Genomic DNA, 17322 nt, shown 5'->3' with positions numbered 1-17322 from the left:
AAATCCCTTGTTCTGGTGGCTCTAGCGGTTAATCAACGAGGCCCATGGCCTCCGCGGCTATACGGTTCTTGACCGGCCCAAGCCGGTCCAGCCAGCGCATACCGGCGTTACGAAGCCAGCGCAGTGGCAACTCGTCCCGGGCGAACAACTGCTTGAAGCCCTCCATGGCTGCCATCATGGTGAGGTTCTCACCTTTGCGGCGGCGCTGGTAGCGGGCCAGAACCAGTTCGTCATCCGGAGCAAGGTCAAGCGACTTCGCCCGTTTCATTTCATCAAGCAGGGCCCGCACATCCCCGTAGCCCAGGTTGGCACCCTGGCCAGCCAGGGGGTGGATGGTATGGGCCGCATCCCCCACCAGGGCCAGGCCATCGGCCACATAATCCTTGGCATGGCGCTGCCGCAGGGGGAAGGCAAAACGGCGGGAAATCACACTCACACTGCCCAGCTCGCCTTCGATGGCACGCTCCAGTTCACCCTGGAAGTCATCATCACCGAGCGCCATCAGCCGGCGGGCCTCGGGGGTGTCCTGGGACCAAACAATGGAGCAGAACCGGTCGTCCAGACTCTCATTCAGCAACGGCAGGAAAGCCAGCGGGCCACGGGGAGAGAAGCGCTGCCAGGCGGTGTAGCGGTGGCTCTGGGCCGTCCGTACCGTGCAGACGATGGCCTGCTGGTCGTAATCCCACTCCCGCGTCGGCATTCCTGCCCACTGGCGCAGGCGCGAGTTGGCGCCATCGGCCCCGATCATCAGCCGGGCCGCCAGCCGGCTCCCGTCTTCCAGTTCAACGCCTTCCGTCCGGGACCAGCTTCGCACGCGGACCCCGTCAAACAGCGTTACCTCACTGGCCAGCAGCTCCCGGAACAAGGCCCGGACGATGTTGCGGTTCTCGACAATGGTGCCCAGCGCCCGGGCATGCAGTTCGGCGGCATCGAAATGAATCCGGCCAGTGCCATCGCCATCCCACACGATCATTTCCCGATAGCCACAGTGGCGGCTTTCGGTCACCCCGGACCAGGCACCCAGCTCTTCCAGTAGACGCTGGCTGGCCATGGAGATGGCGCTGACCCGGGGCTCGAAATCCTCGACCATTGAGGCCGGCTCCCGGGCCTCGAGCAATGCGTCCCGCGAGGCCCCTTCGACCAGTCCGACCTGCCAGCCCTGGCGGGACAATCCCAGCGCCAGGGCCGATCCAATCATGCCGCCACCAACGACGACAATATCGAAGGAGCGGGTGTCGGCATTACTGATCATGGCGGGAATCCTCTCCGGCAGTTGTGGACACTGATGGAACAACCGGTTTGCGGCTGCCGATGCCCATGGCCTTGCGGGCAAACCAGCGTTTGGCTCCGGGCACCAGGTCGAGCCCGACCAGCCCGGCGTCCCGCGCTGTGGCCACGGGCAGAAGCGACTGCCCGAAGATCCGGATCAGAGAGTCCGAGAACTGTACCGTCTGCTGCCAGTCCCGGCGATGGCGCCGCTGGTATTCACCGAGCACCGACAGCTCACCAATCGAACGGCCCTCGTCCACCGCCCGCCGGAACTGTTCCACCAGGGTCATCAACCCCCGCAGGGCCAGGTTGAAGCCCTGGCCGGCCACCGGGTGCAGGGCATGGGCGGCATTGCCCACCAACGCCACACCCGGGCGCACGGCCTCATCCACGGTGGTCAGTTTCAACGGGTAGTGGCTGCACTGGCCGATCCGGGTGAACCGGCCCAGCCGCCAGCCGAACCGCTCCTGCAAACGCCGGCACTTCTGCTCGTCCGACAGCTCCAGCACCTCCGCCAGGGCCTCATCGGTCAGGGTCCACACCAGAGCCGACTGGTTCTCCGGCCGGCGGGGTGAGCCATGGGGCAACAGCGCCATCGGACCATCGCCGGTAAAGCGTTCGTAGGCGGTAAACTGATGGGAGTCACTGGTGGAGACATTGGCAATCAACGCATTCTGGCCGTAATTTTCGGTACGGGTGACAAAACCCAGCTGCTCCCGCAACCCGGAACGGCCGCCATCGGCAACCACCAGGCATTGCCCGGACACTCGCTGCTCCTGGCCGTCCTTACGGATCAGCACCTCTACGCCGTCCGGTGTCGGAGTCATGTCCATAACCTCCGCGGGCGCCTGCCACTGCACACCGGTATCGAGCAACGCCCGCATCAGGCACAGTCCCATCCAGCGATTGTCGGCCACATAGCCGAGAGCTTGCTGGTGATGATCTTCCGCATGCAGGCGAGTCGCCCCGAAATGGCCGCGATCGGAAACATGGATATGGCGAATGGGCGTGGCGTGTTCCGACAACGCGGGCCAGAGCCCCAGCTCCTCGAAGATGAGCCTGGAACCCCAGGACAACGCCGTGGAACGGGCGTCATAACTGGGCTGGTAGTCCTCCGGCAGGGCATCCGGAGACAGCGGGAAGGTCTCCACCACCGTCACCCGAAGCTCGGGCACGGTCCGGGCCAGCGCCAGGGCCAGGGTGGCGCCGGCCAGGCCGCCACCGGCAATAATCAGGTCAGTCTCGGGTGCGGTCACCGTGTCAGTCCGCCATCAACGCTTCAATCTCGGCAATGGTCTTGGGCACCTCATCGGTCAGGACGCGGCAGCCGTCTTTGGTTACCACCACGTCGTCCTCGATGCGGATGCCGATACCACGCCACTTCTCGTCCACACTGGTGTTGTCCGGGGCAATGTAGAGGCCGGGCTCCACGGTCAGGACCATGCCGGGCTCCAGCTCCCGCCAGGCTTCACCGATCCGGTAGTCACCCACGTCATGCACATCCATACCCAGCCAGTGGCCGGTGCGGTGCATGAAAAACGGCTTGTAGGCTTCCTTCTTGATGGCCTCATCCACATTCCCGGACAACAGGCCGAGATCGATCAGCCCCTGGGTGAGCACCCTGAGCGCTGCCTCATGGGCATGGTTCCAGTGATTACCCGGCCGCACGGCGTCAATGGCCTCGTACTGGGCCGCCAGCACCACTTCGTACAGGGCTCGCTGCTCCGGGCTGAACCTGCCGCTGACCGGGAAGGTCCGGGTAATGTCCGAGGCGTAGCATTCCAGCTCACAACCGGCATCGATCAGCACCAGGTCGCCCTCCTTCAGGGGCGCACTGTTCTCGATGTAATGCAGAATGCAGCCATTGGCGCCACTGCCCACGATGGAGGGATAAGCAGTAGACCGGGCACCGTGCTCCATGAACGTGTGGATCAGCGTGGCCTCCAGGTTGTATTCATAACCACCCTGGCGCGCCCGTTTCATGGCGTTGCGGTGGGCCTCGGCGCTGATTTTGCCAGCCTTGGCCATCACCTTGATCTCGTTGGCGCTCTTGTACAGGCGCAGGTCGTGGAGCAGGTGCTCCAGGGCGACAAACTCTCCGGGGGGATGGGCGCCGGTGCGCACCTTGCTGCGGAGGGTCTTGACCCACTCCATGACCCGGTGATCGAAGCTCTGGTCCTTGCCCAGGGGGTAATAGACCCGGCTGCGACCTTCGATCATGCCCGGCAGGATGTCGTCTATATCGGAAATCGGGAAAGCATCGTCCAGACCATACCGCTCGATAGCACCTTCGGGACCGCACAGAAAACCGTCCCAAAGCTCTTTCTCCGGGTGGCGTTCCTTGCAGAACAGCACCGCCTCGCCATGTTCGCGACCGGGAATCAGGGCCAGCACCGCCTCGGGCTCGCCAAAGCCGGTCAGATACTGGAAGTCACTGTCCTGCCGGAAGGGGTGGAGTACATCCCGGTTACGCACCCGCTCCGGGGCCGCTGGCAGGATGGCGATACTGTCCGGCGCCATGCGCTCCATCAGCTTGCGGCGGCGCTCGGCGAACTCCTTCACGGGTATCATGGACGACATAGATTCTCCCATAGGTCTGGACCCGGCTCAGTGCAGGGTCGGCGAATTGGAGGCCGGCTTCTCCGGGGCATTGAATTCAGTAAACACGGCCAGGGCCCCGAGCCGGACATACTCGGTAATTTCCAGCAGCTGCTGCTCACTTTCCTCGTCGGCTTCCTCATCCTCGGACAGCTGGCTGATTGCCACCATGTCCTCGATCAGCTCACGGATCTCGTCCGGGGCCTGGCCCAGGGATTCTCCGGCGGCCAGGGCCATGCCCTCAAGGAAACCGCGCACCCAGGAAACCAGTGCTTCCAGCCGCTGCTCGATGGCGTAGTCGTCATCCGGTAACAAAGGATGGAAACTCATATCGGCCGATTGCAAGAGCGCCAGGGTCTGTTCGTAGGCCTTGTTCATGAAGGGCGCCAGGTCATCGGATTCTTCAGCCGCGTCTTCCGGAAGACCCATATGCTCGCACACCATATTCAGCCATTCCGGTTCCTGGATACGCGATCCGGCCGCGAGCCGACCACACAGTGCGCCGTGGAGCTCCGAGGGATGACTGAAAGCCTGATGGGCGGTAAAGACGTTGGCCCAGCGTTCGAATTCTGCAGCGCGGGCGGCACCGGAAGAGGTGTCGGATTCGGACATGAATCAAGACAATCCTGTGTTGTTGAATGAAGTCTCTATCCTAGCATTCAGGCGACACCAAGGCACTTGTCGCTTGCTTTTGCCACCGGGAAATCACAATATGTTATAACATAACACCCACTACTGGAGAGCACGATGAAACGATCCGGATACCGATTGCTGTTACTTCCGCTGTCCCTCCTCGCCGGCGCTGCCGCTGCCAGCGAGAACCCCGGCGCCCATCAGCACGGTCACGCCGAACTGTCGTTTGCGGTTGACGGCAACAAGGTAGAGGTGATGTTTGTCTCACCCGCCTACAACGTGGTGGGCTTCGAGCATGAAGCCAGAACCGAAGCCCATACCCGGGCGCTGAAGGAAGCCAACGACTGGTTTACCGGAACACCGTTGATCGATACCCCGGACAGCACCTGCACCGTGATCAGCTCGGAGGTGCATCACAGCGGCGCGGAACAGGAACAGCACCACGAGGGTAACGAACACGACCATGGGGATCACGGCGGCGGCCATTCGGCCTATGAAGTCATCCAGACACTGGAGTGCCCCGGCGTGCAGGATGCCAGCACCCTGACCACCCCGCTTACCACCCGGCTAGAACGCCTCGAGCATCTGGATGTGCAGTGGGCGGGCGCCATGGCACAGGGCGCTACACGCCTGGAGCATGGCGAACAAGCCATCGAACTGGGGCAATAACCTACTCGGTGTAGGGCGTCACGCTCCTGGCCTCCATGGAGTACGAGGAGGTGCCGATTTCGTTCTCGGTACGCTCGATCACCAGGGTACCTTCGATCCACACCGGGTCATACAGGGCTTCGAGGTAGAAGCCCTCCTTGTATTTCACATGGATGATCTGGTTGGGCGGGGGCGGCGGCACATGAATGCAGGCGCCGTAGTAAGGGACCAGGAAGAACTCGAGGATCTTCATGTCGTTAGTGGTTTTCAGCGGCACAACAAAACCGGGAATCCGTCCCTCCACGTCACCCATCTCCGGCACCACGCGCCCGGTCATGATTTCATCGGGCAGGATGGCGGGGCCGTCGCCCTCGTGCTCCACTTCTGGCATATTTTCCAGCAGCGCCAGATCCTCGGCAGGCATGAGTTCGAGCCAGTCGATCTCCCTGGGCTCCGCGGCTACGGACACGGAGGCAAATCCTAGCAAGGCCGCCAGGACCAGGCTGGCGAAACGGTACGAAGGAAAAACATGAAACATCAACGAGGTTACTCCTGGGGTTCAGGGTCCGGACCAGCAGGTATCATACACCGGGGACAACGATCACCAACATGACCAGCACGACAGAAACCCGACACAACCCGGCTAAAGACGGAGAGCTTGCCCTTGAGGCCCGGGACCTTGGCTTCCAATGGGCCTCGTCTCAACCCATGCTCCGCTTTCCGGACGTGGTCATTCCCCGTGGGGAACACCTGTTCCTGCAAGGCGCCAGTGGCAGCGGCAAAAGCACCCTTCTGAGCCTGTTGTCGGGCATGCAGGTACCCCACTCCGGGTCCGTCCGCATTCTCGGTTCTGAACTGCAGCGCCTGGGCTCCGGCGCCCGGGATCGGTTCCGGGCCGATCATATCGGCGTGATCTTCCAGCAGTTCAACCTCGTGCCCTACCTGAGCGCCCTGGCGAATGTTACCCTGCCCTGCCGCCTGTCCCGCGTTCGCCTTGAACAAACCCGGCCCGACCCGGATTCCGCCGCCAAAGAGCTGCTCGGGCTGCTCGCCATCCCCGAAGATCATTGGCATCGCAAGGTCACCCGCCTCTCCATCGGCCAGCAGCAACGGATTGCCGCAGCCCGGGCACTGATGGGCAGCCCCGGTATTATCCTCGCGGACGAGCCAACCTCCGCCCTGGATTCCGACAACCGGGATCGATTCCTGGACCTGTTGCTCGGGCTCGCCGACGATCGGGGCGCCTCGGTGGTTTTTGTCAGCCATGACCGCAGCCTGAGCCGGCATTTCCATCATCTGGTCCATCTGGGAGGTGAATCATGAAAACCCGGCTGGCCTTCTCCCTGGCCCTGGCGAGCCTCTGGCACCGGCGCCGCGTACTGGCCCTGGTGTGCCTGACCCTCACCCTGAGTGTCAGCCTGCTCCTGGGCATCCAGTACCTGCGCGCCGAAATCCGGCAATCCTTCACCAGCACCATCAGCGGTACCGACCTGATCGTCGGGGCCCGCAGCGGCCAGCTGAACCTGCTGCTGTATACCGTGTTTCACATCGGTGATGCCACCAACAACATCCGCTGGTCCACCTTCCGGAAACTCCAGGAAGACCCACGAATTGACTGGCTGATCCCCATCTCCCTGGGCGACAGTTACCGGGGCTACCGGGTGGTGGCCACGGATAGCAACTTCCCCGAACACTTCCGTTATGGCCAGGAACAGCCGGTCAGTCTGGCCGAAGGCCAATGGTTCAGTGACGTGTTCCACGTCGTGCTCGGTGCCGGCGTGGCGCGGGAGCTCGGACATAAGCCCGGCGAGGAGATCATCCTGTCCCATGGTGGCGGCAGAACCAGCTTCTCCAACCACGAAGACACCCCGTTCCGGATTACCGGGATTCTGGAGGCCACCGGCACCCCGGTCGACCAGGCGGTGTACATCAGTCTGGCAGGAATGGAGGCCATGCATGTGGGTTGGGAATCCGGCGTGGCGATTCCGGGGCGAACCCTGACCCCGGAGAAAGCCCGGGGGATGACCTTTACCCCGGACGCCATCACGGCCGCCTACGTGGGGCTGAAGTCCCCGGTACTCACCTTCCAGCTCCAACGCGCCCTGAACCAGTCCGCAGAGGAACCCTTGTCCGCCATTCTCCCCGGCGTTGCGCTGAGCGAGCTGTGGCGCCTGATGGGGCAGTTCGAGAAAGCCCTGCTGGGTATTACCGGCTTCGTGGTCATTACCAGCCTGGTGGGGCTCGTTGCGGTACTGCTGACCCTGCAGACCCAGCGGGCCCACGAGATTGCAGTGCTCCGGGCCACCGGGGCCTCAACGGGGCTGGTGGCCTCCCTGCATGTGATCGAATGTGTTGCCCTGGCGCTGGTCTCCTGCCTGCTCGCACTGGCCGTGGGCGCCGGCCTGCTGACCGGCATTGCGCCCTGGTTACTGGACAACTACGGCATCAACCTGACGCTCAGGCCCCTGAACCCGACCGAATGGGCACTGCTCGCGACCGTACCGGCCGCCGCGGCACTGGTCGGCCTGCTGCCGGCGTCCGCCACCTGGCGCAGGACCCGTACCCAGGGTCTCGGGGAGATTAGCGGGCAGTGATCGGCGTCACGCCCGTGCCGCTATGACAACCCTGTAAATTGACCGACTTAGCGTCCACACTTATAGTTATTTGCATTCATAACAACCGATGTTGGGCACGCCATGGAACAGTCCGAAGTACAGGCATTAGCGGACAAGCTGGACAAGCTGATCGAACGCTGTCAGAAACTGGAGCGGGATAACGCCATGCTGCGGGAGCTCCAGGACGACTGGAACCGTGAGCGGGCCCAGCTGGTACACAAGAACGATCTTGCCAAAAACAAGATCGAAGCCATGATTGGCCGCCTGCGGGCACTGGAGCACCACTGATGTCTAAGCAATCCACCACCGTTGAGGTGAAGATTCTCGACAAGGAATACCTGGTTGCCTGCCCGGAAGAAGAGCAAGAAGCCCTGATTCGCGCCGCCAGGCATCTGGACCACAAAATGCGGGAAATCCGTTCCAGCGGCAAGGTGTTCGGCGTTGAACGCATTGCCGTGATGGCCGCGCTCAACATCACCCACGAGCTGCTGGAGCAGGATTCCATGTCCGACGCTACCAGCTCGATCCTCAAGGCCATGGACAGCAAGCTCGACGATGCCCTCGGGGAAAATACGGGGCACTGAATACGGATCAGGTGTTGCAATTGGCCCCGGACCTACCCGTATAATGAGACCAACTTCCTGGGCTGTTCGCGATGGTCGGATACGTCCTCGAGCCGATGCGCACTACCCAGGTGGCTACTTCAGGGCATTGTGAGCACGTCCCCGACAGGGGAAAGCCTAATATGTCACAGCGGCCACCGACCTTGAACTCTGGGTTCAAGGGCCACATCCGATAACGGCAGCCCGGGAAGCTTTATTTTGAGCAAGTTTGTTCCTCCCCAACCGTTCGAATCCCACCCTGATAACCTGAACCGAAGCCAGCTGCGCAAACACCTGCGTCAGAGGCGGCGTTCCCTGTCCTTCGAAGAACAGATGCAGGCCTCGGAATACCTGGCGCTGAATCTGCTGAAGAATCCGGACCTGCACCGTGCCCGGCACGTGGCCGTTTACCTGCCCAACGACGGTGAGATCGATCCCCATCTCTACATGGACATTGCTCGCCGCAAGGGCGTGAATTTCTACCTGCCGGTGCTGCATCCGATTCATACCGGCAAACTGGTATTCAGCCCCTACTACGACGGCGTGGAACTGACCGCAAACCGCTTCGGCATTCCCGAGCCAGCGTTCAGCAAAGGGCTGCGCCGCCCGGCCTGGGCGCTGGATGCGGTGCTGTTTCCACTGGTGGGCTTTGATGAGAATGGCGGACGCCTGGGCATGGGTGGAGGGTTCTATGACCGGACCTTTGCCTTCAGCCGGCTACGGCCACGACTTGCCCCCAAGCTGATCGGCCTGGCCCATGATTTCCAGAAAGTGAAAGCGCTGCCGATAGAGCCCTGGGATGTGCCCCTGCACAGCGTGGTGACGGACCGGCGCTGTTACCGGTTCAGGCGGTCTGCTCCGGCCTGAAGCGCGCTGATGGTCACGTTATCCTGATAACGAGGCTTGTCTTCCGAAGCGTGGATAGAGGTAAATCCGGTTACTACAAGGCCGACAGCAAAAATCAGCACGATGGCTTTGATGATGTCAGGCTTGCCACCCATTTTTATTCTTCCTCGAACGCGGTTGGTAAATTATCGGAAAATCAGTGAGGTATTCTCGCTTCCGAGAATTAGACGAAAGACTAACACTTAACTCTGATTTTACAATTTTTGACTCATTAAAATTCGGTAAGAATCCCCGAAAGCTGGGGGGGCATGCCGCGAGGGGCGTTCCGAAACTGTGCGGAGCCATGGATGGCGGAGCTCAAGCGTCACAGGGACGTGCCGCAAGGAGCGTGTTTCGGAACGCCCCTCGCGGCATGGCCCCTACTCCCAATCAGGAGGTCTGACCGTTACCCGCTCCGAGGAACAACCGGTAGGCCTCGTTGTCGGTCATGTTTTCATAGCGGAAACCGACCTTGTCGAGCATCTTCTCGAAGTCTTTATCCTCGTCGTCGTTGACCTGGGCACCCAGCAGGACCCGGCTGTAGGCGGCACCGTGGTTACGGTAATGGAACATGGAGATGTTCCAGCGGGTGCCGAGGGACATCAGGAACTTGAGCAGGGCTCCCGGACGCTCCGGAAACTCGAACTGGTAGACCTTCTCGTTGCTGATGCTCGGGGCATGGCCACCGACCATGTGGCGGATGTGCTGCTTGGCAAGGTCGCTGTCGGTCAGGTCGACCACGGAGTAGCCGCTTTCCCGCAACTCCTGCACCAGTTCGTCCCGGCCATGGCCGCCGGCCTGGATCTGGATACCCACGAAAATCACCGCTTTCTGGTCGTCGGCATACCGGTAGTTGAACTCGGTGATGCTGCGTTTGTGCAGGGCATTGATGAAGGTCTTGAACGCCCCCGGCTTCTCCGGGATGGTGACAGCGAGAATAGCTTCGCGCTTCTCACCGATCTCGGTGCGCTCGGAAATGTAGCGCAGGCGGTCGAAGTTCATGTTGGCGCCACTGAGCACCGCCGCCAGGTTCTCACCTTCCAGCTGCTCCCGCTCCACGTACTTCTTGAGCCCGGCGATGGAAAGCGCGCCGGCCGGCTCCGCGATAGAGCGGGTATCCTCGAACACATCCTTGATGGCGGCGCAGATCTCGTCGGTGGTGACCGTGATCACTTCGTCCACCAGATCCTTGCAGATATTCCAGGGCTCCTCGCCGACCTGTCGGACCGCGACACCGTCGGCAAAGATGCCGACTTCATCCAGGATCACCCGCTCGCCGGCTTTCATGGCCGCCTGCAGGCAATTGGAGTCTTCCGGCTCGACACCGATCACCTTGATCTCGGGGCGCAGGTACTTGATGTAGGCTGTCATGCCCGCAATCAGCCCACCACCGCCCACCGGGATGAATACCGCGTGCAGGGGCTGGGAGAACTGCCACATCATTTCCATGGCAACCGTACCCTGGCCGGCGATGACATCGGGATCATCATAGGGCGGGATGTAGGTGTAGCCGTGCTTCTTGATCAGTTCCTGGGCGTGGGCGGCGGCCTCGTCAAAGGCGTCACCCTTGAGTACCACTTTCGCACCCCGGTCCCGCACGGACTTTACCTTGATGTCCGGCGTGGTCTGGGGCATTACAATCACCGCCTTGATACCCAGCTCCTTCGCGGACATGGCCACGCCCTGGGCGTGGTTGCCGGCGGAGGCGCAGATCACGCCCTTGGCTTTCTGCTCTTCGGACAGCTGGGCAATCCGGTTGTAGGCGCCGCGAATCTTGAAGGAGAACACCGGCTGAAGGTCTTCGCGCTTGAGCATAATGTTGTTGGCAAAGCGCTTGGACAGGCTACGGGCTTCAGTCAGGGGTGTTTCGATGGCCACGTCGTAGACGCGCGCATCGAGTATCTTCTTGATATAGCGTTGCGGCATAGTGGTTCCGGTTGCTTGGTGAGTGTGCGGGAAAAACCGACAGTGTAGAAAGTTTGCACGGCAGCCGTCTATAAGCAGACCTCACAGGCCGCTATAATGACCTTAAATTTCATCCGGAATTGCAGACGGAGCCCGACATGACCCAGGACGAACTCAAGAAGGCCGTGGCCAAAGCCGCCGTGGACTACATCGCCCCCCGCCTCGAAAGCGACAGCATCGTCGGCGTGGGCACCGGCAGCACCGCCAATTTCTTCATCGACATGCTGGCCGAACTGAAGAACGAGTTCGACGGCGCCGTGGCCAGCTCCGAAGCCACAGCCGAACGCCTGAAGAGCCACGGCATTCCGGTGTATGACCTCAACAGCGCCGGAGAACTGGAGTTCTACGTGGACGGTGCCGATGAAACCAACGAACGCCTGGAACTGATCAAGGGCGGCGGCGCCGCCCTGACCCGGGAAAAGATCGTCGCCGCAGTAGCCAAGACCTTTATCTGTATCGCCGACGAATCCAAGATGGTCGGCGTGCTGGGCAGCTTCCCCCTGCCGGTGGAAGTCATCCCCATGGCCCGCAGCCACGTCGGCCGGGAAATCGTCAAGCTCGGCGGCGATCCGGTGTACCGTGAGGGCGTGGTCACCGATAACGGCAACATCATCATCGACGTCCACAACATGGATATCTCCCGGCCGATACACGTAGAAGAACAGCTCAACAACATTGTCGGCGTGGTTACCAACGGTCTGTTCGCCCGCCGTCCGGCCGACCTGTTGCTGTTGGGCACCAGCGAGGGCGTCAAGAGCATTCCCCGCAAGGGCGCCTGATCCGCGACTGCCTGAAGGGCTGGCTTTCCGGGCCAGCCCTTTTTGTTTCGGCTGACATACAAACCAAGCGCTTGCTTGGTACCAAATTTTGAGTGACACTGCTTCCATTCACGATTGTCCACAGGGAGCCCGACCGTGTCCGAATACTTCAATGACATTCACGAACAGGCACGTCTCAGTGCCCGGAAATTTATCGAGACCCATGTCCTGCCCCACATCGACGACTGGGAAGAGGTGGGCGAATTTCCCCGGGAGCTGTATAAGAAAGCGGGCGACGCCGGCCTGCTCGGCATCGGATTTCCAGAAGCTCTGGGCGGCACCGGTGAAGGGGACATCTTCCTGAAAGTGGCGGTCTCCGAGGAGCTCATGCGCTCCACCTCCGGCGGCCTGGTCGCGGGCCTGGGTTCCCTGGACATCGGCCTGCCCCCGGTGGCCAAGTGGGCCAAACCGGAAATCCGGGAACAGATCGTGCCCCCGGTCCTGCGCGGCGAGAAAATCTCCGCCCTGGCCATCACCGAACCCGGCGGCGGCTCGGACGTCGCCAACCTGAAAACCCGGGCTGTCCGGGACGGCGACCACTACATCGTCAACGGCAGCAAGACCTTCATCACCAGCGGCATGCGCGCCGACCACTACACTGTCGCCGTCCGCACCGGCGGCGAGGGACATGGCGGCATCAGCCTGCTGCTCATCGACCGCGACATGCCGGGCTTCTCCACCGGCAAGAAGCTCCGCAAGATGGGCTGGTGGGCCAGCGACACCGCCGAACTCTTCTTTGAAGACTGCCGGGTACCGGCCGACCGTCTGATCGGCGCCGAGAACGCCGGCTTTATCGCGATCATGAGCAACTTTCTGGCCGAACGCCTGAGCCTCTCCATCATGGCCTATATGACAGCCCAGCTCGCCTACGAAGCCGCCCTGGACTACACCAAACAACGCCAGGCCTTCGGCCGGAGCATCGCCGGCTTCCAGGTCACCCGCCACAAGCTGGTGGACATGGCCACCCAGATCGACGTGGCCCGGGAATACACCTACCGCTGCGCGGCCCTGATGCAGGCCGGCAAAAACCCGATCACGCAGGTGGCCATGGCCAAGAATTTCTCCGTGGACGTCTGCGAGAAAGTCACCCGGGAGGCGGTGCAGTTGTTCGGCGGCATGGGTTACATGCGGGAGTCAGTGGTGGAGCGCCTTTACCGGGACGCCAAGATCCTTTCCATTGGCGGCGGCACGACGGAGATCATGAAGGAGCTTATCGCCAAGCAGATCAAGTTGTAGCCTTCTGGTTTGGGGGAAGGGGCCGTGTCAGTGACTGTTCCAAAACACGCTACGAGCACGTCCATGTGCGCTTGTTTCGGGCCGTCCCTGGCCCTCAACAGTTTTGGAACAGTCACTGACACGGCCCCCTCAACACAGGTGCTAACCTCCGACCACGTTCATAACAAAGCTTTTTCAGAATAGCTTCATCGGCATACCGCGAATGTTCGGGCGGCTAGCTGGCAAGACCTTCCGAAAACGTGGAGCGCCAGGGATGGCGCGACCGAGCCCTACAGGGACGTATTCACGGGCGTTTTTCGGGAGGCCTTGTCAGATTGCCGCTTGCTCCCAAGCCAGAACGAATCCAGCACCAACAATCACGCCGACCAAGGTTTAGTTTCGAACTGCAAGAGACTCCCGTATAATTGCGCCCACTTTTTAGCCGCAGTTAAACGTACCTCAACGTATCAGGAAGGATCGCACATGCAATTCGACAACATCCCCGCAGGCAAAAACCCGCCTGAAGACATCTACGTTGCCATCGAGATTCCGGCCAACAGCTCCCCGGTCAAGTACGAACTGGACAAAGACATGGGCGCCCTGCTGGTAGACCGTTTCATGGCCACCCCGATGTTCTACCCGGCCAACTACGGCTTCATCCCCCATACCCTGGCTGAAGACGGCGACCCCCTGGACGTACTCGTGGTCACCCCGTACCCGGTACAACCGGGCTCCGTCATCCGTGCCCGCCCGGTCGGCGTTCTGAACATGGAAGACGAAGCCGGTGGCGATGCCAAGCTGGTTGCCGTGCCCCACGACAAGCTGACCACCACCTACCACGACGTCAAGGAAATCACTGACCTGCCCGAACTGCTGCGTGACCAGATCAAGCACTTCTTCGAGAACTACAAGACTCTCGAGCCGGGCAAGTGGGTCAAGGTGCAGGGCTGGGACAACGCCGAAGCCGCCAAGAAAGCCATCGAAGACGCCATCAACGCCTACAAGGGCTGATCGGCTACACGCTTCAGATGCAAAAAAACCGGGTCCTGGAACCCGGTTTTTTTGTGCTCGAAAACGGGACTGCCTCAGCCCCGTGACAACAGATCCCGCATATCGCTGATCGCCGCATTGGCGCGGGACAGGTAGGCGGCCATGGTCAGGGAGTGGTTGGCCAGCACGCCGAAGCCGCTGCCGTTCAGGATCACCGGGCTCCACATCTGGCCCTGGGTGCCCTCCAGCTCGATGATGATCTGCTTCACGCTGGCCATGGCGTTCTTGTCCTGCAACACCTTGCGAAAATCCACTTCAATGGCGCGGAAGATGTGCAATAACGCCCAGGCGCTGCCGCGGGCCTCGTAGAACACATCATCGATTTCAGTCCAGGGTGTCTGCACTTCGCTACCCCCGGTTTCTTCAGCAAGCGGGTTGTCGCTATCCACGTTGGCTACCGCATCAGAAACGGAGGCCTTGCCAACGCTTTCCCCCAGGTTCCGGGACAGGCTACCCAGCCGGGTCTCCAGATCCGCCAGCCAGCTGTTCAGGTTGTCGGCCCGGGCGAAGAACTGGGCGTCGGCCTGCTCCGGGGCAGACAGGCGGTTCAGGTAACGCTTGAGCGCGCTGATCCCGCGACGGTATTCCGATTCAGTGGACGGGATGGCCCAGCTCTGGCTGTCAAAGTGGAACTGGGGTTCGGCGATAACCAGATCGGGATCCTCGGAGGACTGGCTCTGGGAACGGGCAATGTCCCGGCGCATGGCCCGGGACAGGTCCCGGAGCTGGACCAGCACACCAAATTCCCAGTTGGCAATGTTATCCAGCCATAATCCCGGAGGGAAAATATCGTTGGAGATGTAACCGCCGGGTTTGTCCAGAAGGGTTTCGGCAATCCGGATCATGGTGGTTGTGGTGGCGAAACCGGTAACCGGCTCACGCTCCATGGTGTTGGCCACTGTCCGGGTGTTCTCGCGCACGGAGAAGGTGTCAGGCTCACCACTCCAGTAGATACCGACGACAATGGCCGCCAGCAGGTAGATCACCAGCACCGCGAGGATGAACCGGCCGATAACGCCGCTGCCTCCGGCGTAATCCTGAACGTCCTCTTTCCGATCCCTGAAGAACTGTCTGAATTTGCCTGGCATAAGACTCCTAATCCCCTTGCGGTTGTTGGTCAGCAGCGAATGGACGACCCAAATGGTACCCCATGGCGCCATCGATACACAGCTTGCAGAGTACCGGACACCCCGAACTCTGCGCCAGCGAACCAAGCAACTGTGACCTGCGCCCAGAGTTGACAAACATTTACATTAAGCCACCTACGCCGAGCACTTCAAACACTATAGACTCTGTAAAATCAACAAGGTTAAAAAACGTCCCCGCCGGACCAGGCGGACATCATGTGAGGGATGGGCCGGAGTAACATGAACGACGAAAGCCAGAAAGAAAAACTCAGACAACACTTTGCCCGACGTGTAACCACCCAGGCACGGGTTGTCCTGGATACCTGGCAGAAGATCCATTCCGACCACGGCCTGGCAGCCTCCCATCGCGCCGAACTGATCAGCGCCACCGACAAGCTGGTGCGCTACGCCCAACATTTCGAGATGGACGGGCACGCGCAAGCCGGCCAGAAAGCGCTTGACCTCATGGCCCGCTGGCCCGCAGAAAGCACCCCCAACGAGGAGCTTTGGCCGCAACTCCAGGATGCCATGGAACAGCTGTGCCAGAGCACCCTGCGCCGCACCGACAAGGACAAGACTGACGCCCCCCTGCAATACCGGCGGACTCCGATTTACGTCGCGCTGGAGAACGAAGAGATGGCCGCCCGCCTGATCCGCCAGCTGGAATTCTTTGGCTTCCGGGCCTCGGCCTTTGCCAGTGCGGATGCCTTGATGGAAGCCTGCGCCCTGAGCAAACCGGAAACCATCCTGATGGATGTGAGTTTCGGTGGCAGCCCGAATGCCGGCATCGGCATCATCGAGCATCTGCAGGAGCGCCACGAAACACCGATCCCGGTCATTTTCGTGAGTGACGAGGACGGCTCCATCGAAACCCGTCTCCGGGCCTCACGCTGCGGGGGCGAGGAATTCTTCTACCCGGCCGTCGATCCGGGCCAGCTGATCGAGAAGATCGAGACCTATACCCACGGCAATACTGTCGAGCCTTACCGTGTCCTCGTGCTGGATGATTCCCGGGCCCAGGCCAAGTACATGGAAACGGTGCTGAAACGGGCCGGCATGACCGCCCACATCATTACCGACCCGATGCAGATCATCCATGCCCTGGACGAATTCTCCCCGGAAATCATCATCCTCGACATGTACATGCCCGGCTGCACCGGTATGGAGATCGCCCGTGTCATCCGTCAGCAGGACCGCTTCCACAGCGTGCCCATCATCTACCTCTCGGCCGAGGAAGACGTCAGCAAACAGCTCCACGCCATGAGCCTGGGCGGAGACGACTTCCTGACCAAGCCCATTGACCCCAAGCACCTGATCGCCACCATCCACAACCGGGGCCGGCGGGCCCGTTCGCTGCTGGCGCTGATGATCCGCGACAGCCTGACGGGGCTTTACAACCACACCCATACCCTGCACCTGCTGGACCAGGAAATCGCCAAGGCGCGGCAGAAGGACCAGTCCCTGTCCTTCGCGATGATCGATATTGACTACTTCAAGAAAGTGAACGACACCTTCGGCCACCCCATCGGCGACCGGGTCCTGCGCAGCCTGTCCATGTTCCTGAAACAGCGGCTGCGCAAGACCGACCATGTCGGCCGTTACGGCGGCGAGGAGTTTGCCATCATCCTGCCGGACACCCGGCCCAGTGATGCCCGCAATGTGCTCAACGAAATCCGGGAGCGATTCTCGGAACTGCGCCAGCGCGCAGGAGACCGCGAGTTCAATGTCACCTTCAGCTGCGGCGTCGCCACCCTGCAGCCGGGGCAAACCGCGCAGGAACTGTGCGACCGGGCCGACCGGGCGCTGTATGCCTCCAAGAAAGCCGGTCGTAACTGCGTCAGCGCAGACACCCCCTGACCCGCACCCTCAGCGGGTCAGACCGGCCCGCTGCCCCTAC

18 protein-coding genes and 1 other RNA gene are annotated in these 17322 nt (G+C 61.3%); 11 read left to right on the top strand and 8 right to left on the bottom strand.

All coding sequences use genetic code 11. The features are described 5' to 3' along the window. Positions 1–28: 28 nt before the first annotated feature. From BM254_RS11935 to BM254_RS11920, 4 genes are read right to left on the bottom strand one after another with little or no spacing between them, the layout of a single operon-like run. Complete coding sequence (locus BM254_RS11935) at positions 29–1252, bottom strand: UbiH/UbiF/VisC/COQ6 family ubiquinone biosynthesis hydroxylase (RefSeq protein WP_092003704.1); 1224 nt, start codon at positions 1250–1252, stop codon at positions 29–31. After that, positions 1242–2525 (bottom strand): 2-octaprenyl-6-methoxyphenyl hydroxylase, encoded by a 1284-nt coding sequence (ubiH, locus tag BM254_RS11930; protein WP_092003701.1) that lies wholly within the window; start codon positions 2523–2525, stop codon positions 1242–1244. The genes BM254_RS11935 and ubiH overlap by 11 nt, the downstream gene beginning before the upstream one ends. A gap of 4 nt (positions 2526–2529) precedes the next feature. Next, positions 2530–3849 carry a Xaa-Pro aminopeptidase gene (pepP, locus tag BM254_RS11925; RefSeq protein WP_092003698.1) on the bottom strand — a complete coding sequence of 440 codons (1320 nt, stop codon included), beginning with the start codon at positions 3847–3849 and terminating at the stop codon, positions 2530–2532. A 27-nt stretch (positions 3850–3876) separates the two neighbouring features. Then, positions 3877–4479 carry a UPF0149 family protein gene (locus BM254_RS11920; RefSeq protein WP_092003696.1) on the bottom strand — a complete coding sequence of 201 codons (603 nt, stop codon included), beginning with the start codon at positions 4477–4479 and terminating at the stop codon, positions 3877–3879. A 135-nt stretch (positions 4480–4614) separates the two neighbouring features. On the opposite strand from BM254_RS11920, the gene BM254_RS11915 reads away from it, so the two are divergent. After that, positions 4615–5169, top strand: a complete 555-nt coding sequence (locus tag BM254_RS11915; RefSeq protein WP_092003693.1) for a ZrgA family zinc uptake protein — start codon at positions 4615–4617, stop codon at positions 5167–5169. A gap of 1 nt (position 5170) precedes the next feature. Here the strand turns inward: BM254_RS11915 and BM254_RS11910 are convergent, their stop codons facing one another. Continuing rightward, positions 5171–5686, bottom strand: coding sequence for a DUF3299 domain-containing protein (locus tag BM254_RS11910; protein WP_092003690.1), 516 nt, complete (start codon positions 5684–5686; stop codon positions 5171–5173). Positions 5687–5757: 71 nt separating this feature from the next. Between BM254_RS11910 and BM254_RS11905 the strand changes: the two genes are divergently transcribed. The 6 genes from BM254_RS11905 to BM254_RS11880 all read left to right on the top strand — a co-directional run bounded on the left by BM254_RS11905 (position 5758) and on the right by BM254_RS11880 (position 9232). Beyond that, on the top strand, positions 5758–6471 hold the full coding sequence (locus BM254_RS11905) for an ABC transporter ATP-binding protein (RefSeq protein ID WP_092003687.1): 714 nt from the start codon (positions 5758–5760) through the stop codon (positions 6469–6471). Further along, positions 6468–7742 (top strand): ABC transporter permease, encoded by a 1275-nt coding sequence (locus BM254_RS11900; RefSeq protein ID WP_092003684.1) that lies wholly within the window; start codon positions 6468–6470, stop codon positions 7740–7742. The genes BM254_RS11905 and BM254_RS11900 overlap by 4 nt, the downstream gene beginning before the upstream one ends. Positions 7743–7844: 102 nt before the next feature. After that, complete coding sequence (locus BM254_RS11895) at positions 7845–8051, top strand: TIGR02449 family protein (RefSeq protein WP_092003681.1); 207 nt, start codon at positions 7845–7847, stop codon at positions 8049–8051. Further along, the gene (locus BM254_RS11890; protein ID WP_092003678.1) at positions 8051–8347 is read left to right on the top strand and encodes a cell division protein ZapA; all 297 of its coding nucleotides are present in this window, start codon (positions 8051–8053) and stop codon (positions 8345–8347) included. Before BM254_RS11895 ends, BM254_RS11890 begins: the two co-directional genes overlap by 1 nt. Positions 8348–8398: 51 nt before the next feature. Continuing rightward, positions 8399–8580: non-coding RNA, 6S RNA (ssrS, locus tag BM254_RS11885), on the top strand. 4 nt (positions 8581–8584) lie between these two features. Beyond that, positions 8585–9232, top strand: a complete 648-nt coding sequence (locus BM254_RS11880; RefSeq protein WP_092003675.1) for a 5-formyltetrahydrofolate cyclo-ligase — start codon at positions 8585–8587, stop codon at positions 9230–9232. On the opposite strand, the gene BM254_RS17790 is transcribed toward BM254_RS11880, so the two are convergent. Then, positions 9202–9366, bottom strand: coding sequence for a hypothetical protein (locus BM254_RS17790; RefSeq protein WP_175497258.1), 165 nt, complete (start codon positions 9364–9366; stop codon positions 9202–9204). The two genes, BM254_RS11880 and BM254_RS17790, sit on opposite strands and share 31 nt — an antisense overlap. 274 nt (positions 9367–9640) lie before the next feature. Next, positions 9641–11248, bottom strand: coding sequence for a threonine ammonia-lyase, biosynthetic (gene ilvA / locus BM254_RS11875; RefSeq protein WP_281248065.1), 1608 nt, complete (start codon positions 11246–11248; stop codon positions 9641–9643). Positions 11249–11313: 65 nt separating this feature from the next. Between ilvA and rpiA the strand changes: the two genes are divergently transcribed. From rpiA to ppa, 3 genes are all read left to right on the top strand, one after another. Beyond that, entirely contained in the window at positions 11314–11994 is a 681-nt protein-coding gene (rpiA, locus tag BM254_RS11870) for a ribose-5-phosphate isomerase RpiA (protein WP_092003669.1), read from the top strand. 135 nt (positions 11995–12129) lie between these two features. Then, on the top strand, positions 12130–13269 hold the full coding sequence (locus BM254_RS11865) for an acyl-CoA dehydrogenase family protein (protein WP_092003665.1): 1140 nt from the start codon (positions 12130–12132) through the stop codon (positions 13267–13269). Between the two features lie 462 nt (positions 13270–13731). Further along, positions 13732–14259 (top strand): inorganic diphosphatase, encoded by a 528-nt coding sequence (ppa, locus tag BM254_RS11860; RefSeq protein ID WP_092003663.1) that lies wholly within the window; start codon positions 13732–13734, stop codon positions 14257–14259. 74 nt (positions 14260–14333) lie between these two features. Here the strand turns inward: ppa and BM254_RS11855 are convergent, their stop codons facing one another. Further along, positions 14334–15386, bottom strand: coding sequence for a DUF2333 family protein (locus BM254_RS11855; protein WP_092003660.1), 1053 nt, complete (start codon positions 15384–15386; stop codon positions 14334–14336). Between the two features lie 279 nt (positions 15387–15665). Between BM254_RS11855 and BM254_RS11850 the strand changes: the two genes are divergently transcribed. Then, on the top strand, positions 15666–17282 hold the full coding sequence (locus BM254_RS11850; RefSeq protein WP_092003658.1) for a diguanylate cyclase: 1617 nt from the start codon (positions 15666–15668) through the stop codon (positions 17280–17282). The last annotated feature ends 40 nt before the right edge of the window (positions 17283–17322 follow it).

The organism is Marinobacter pelagius (assembly GCF_900114925.1).
Lineage (GTDB): Bacteria > Pseudomonadota > Gammaproteobacteria > Pseudomonadales > Oleiphilaceae > Marinobacter > Marinobacter pelagius.
This window is presented reverse-complemented; position numbering and strand designations above follow the sequence as displayed.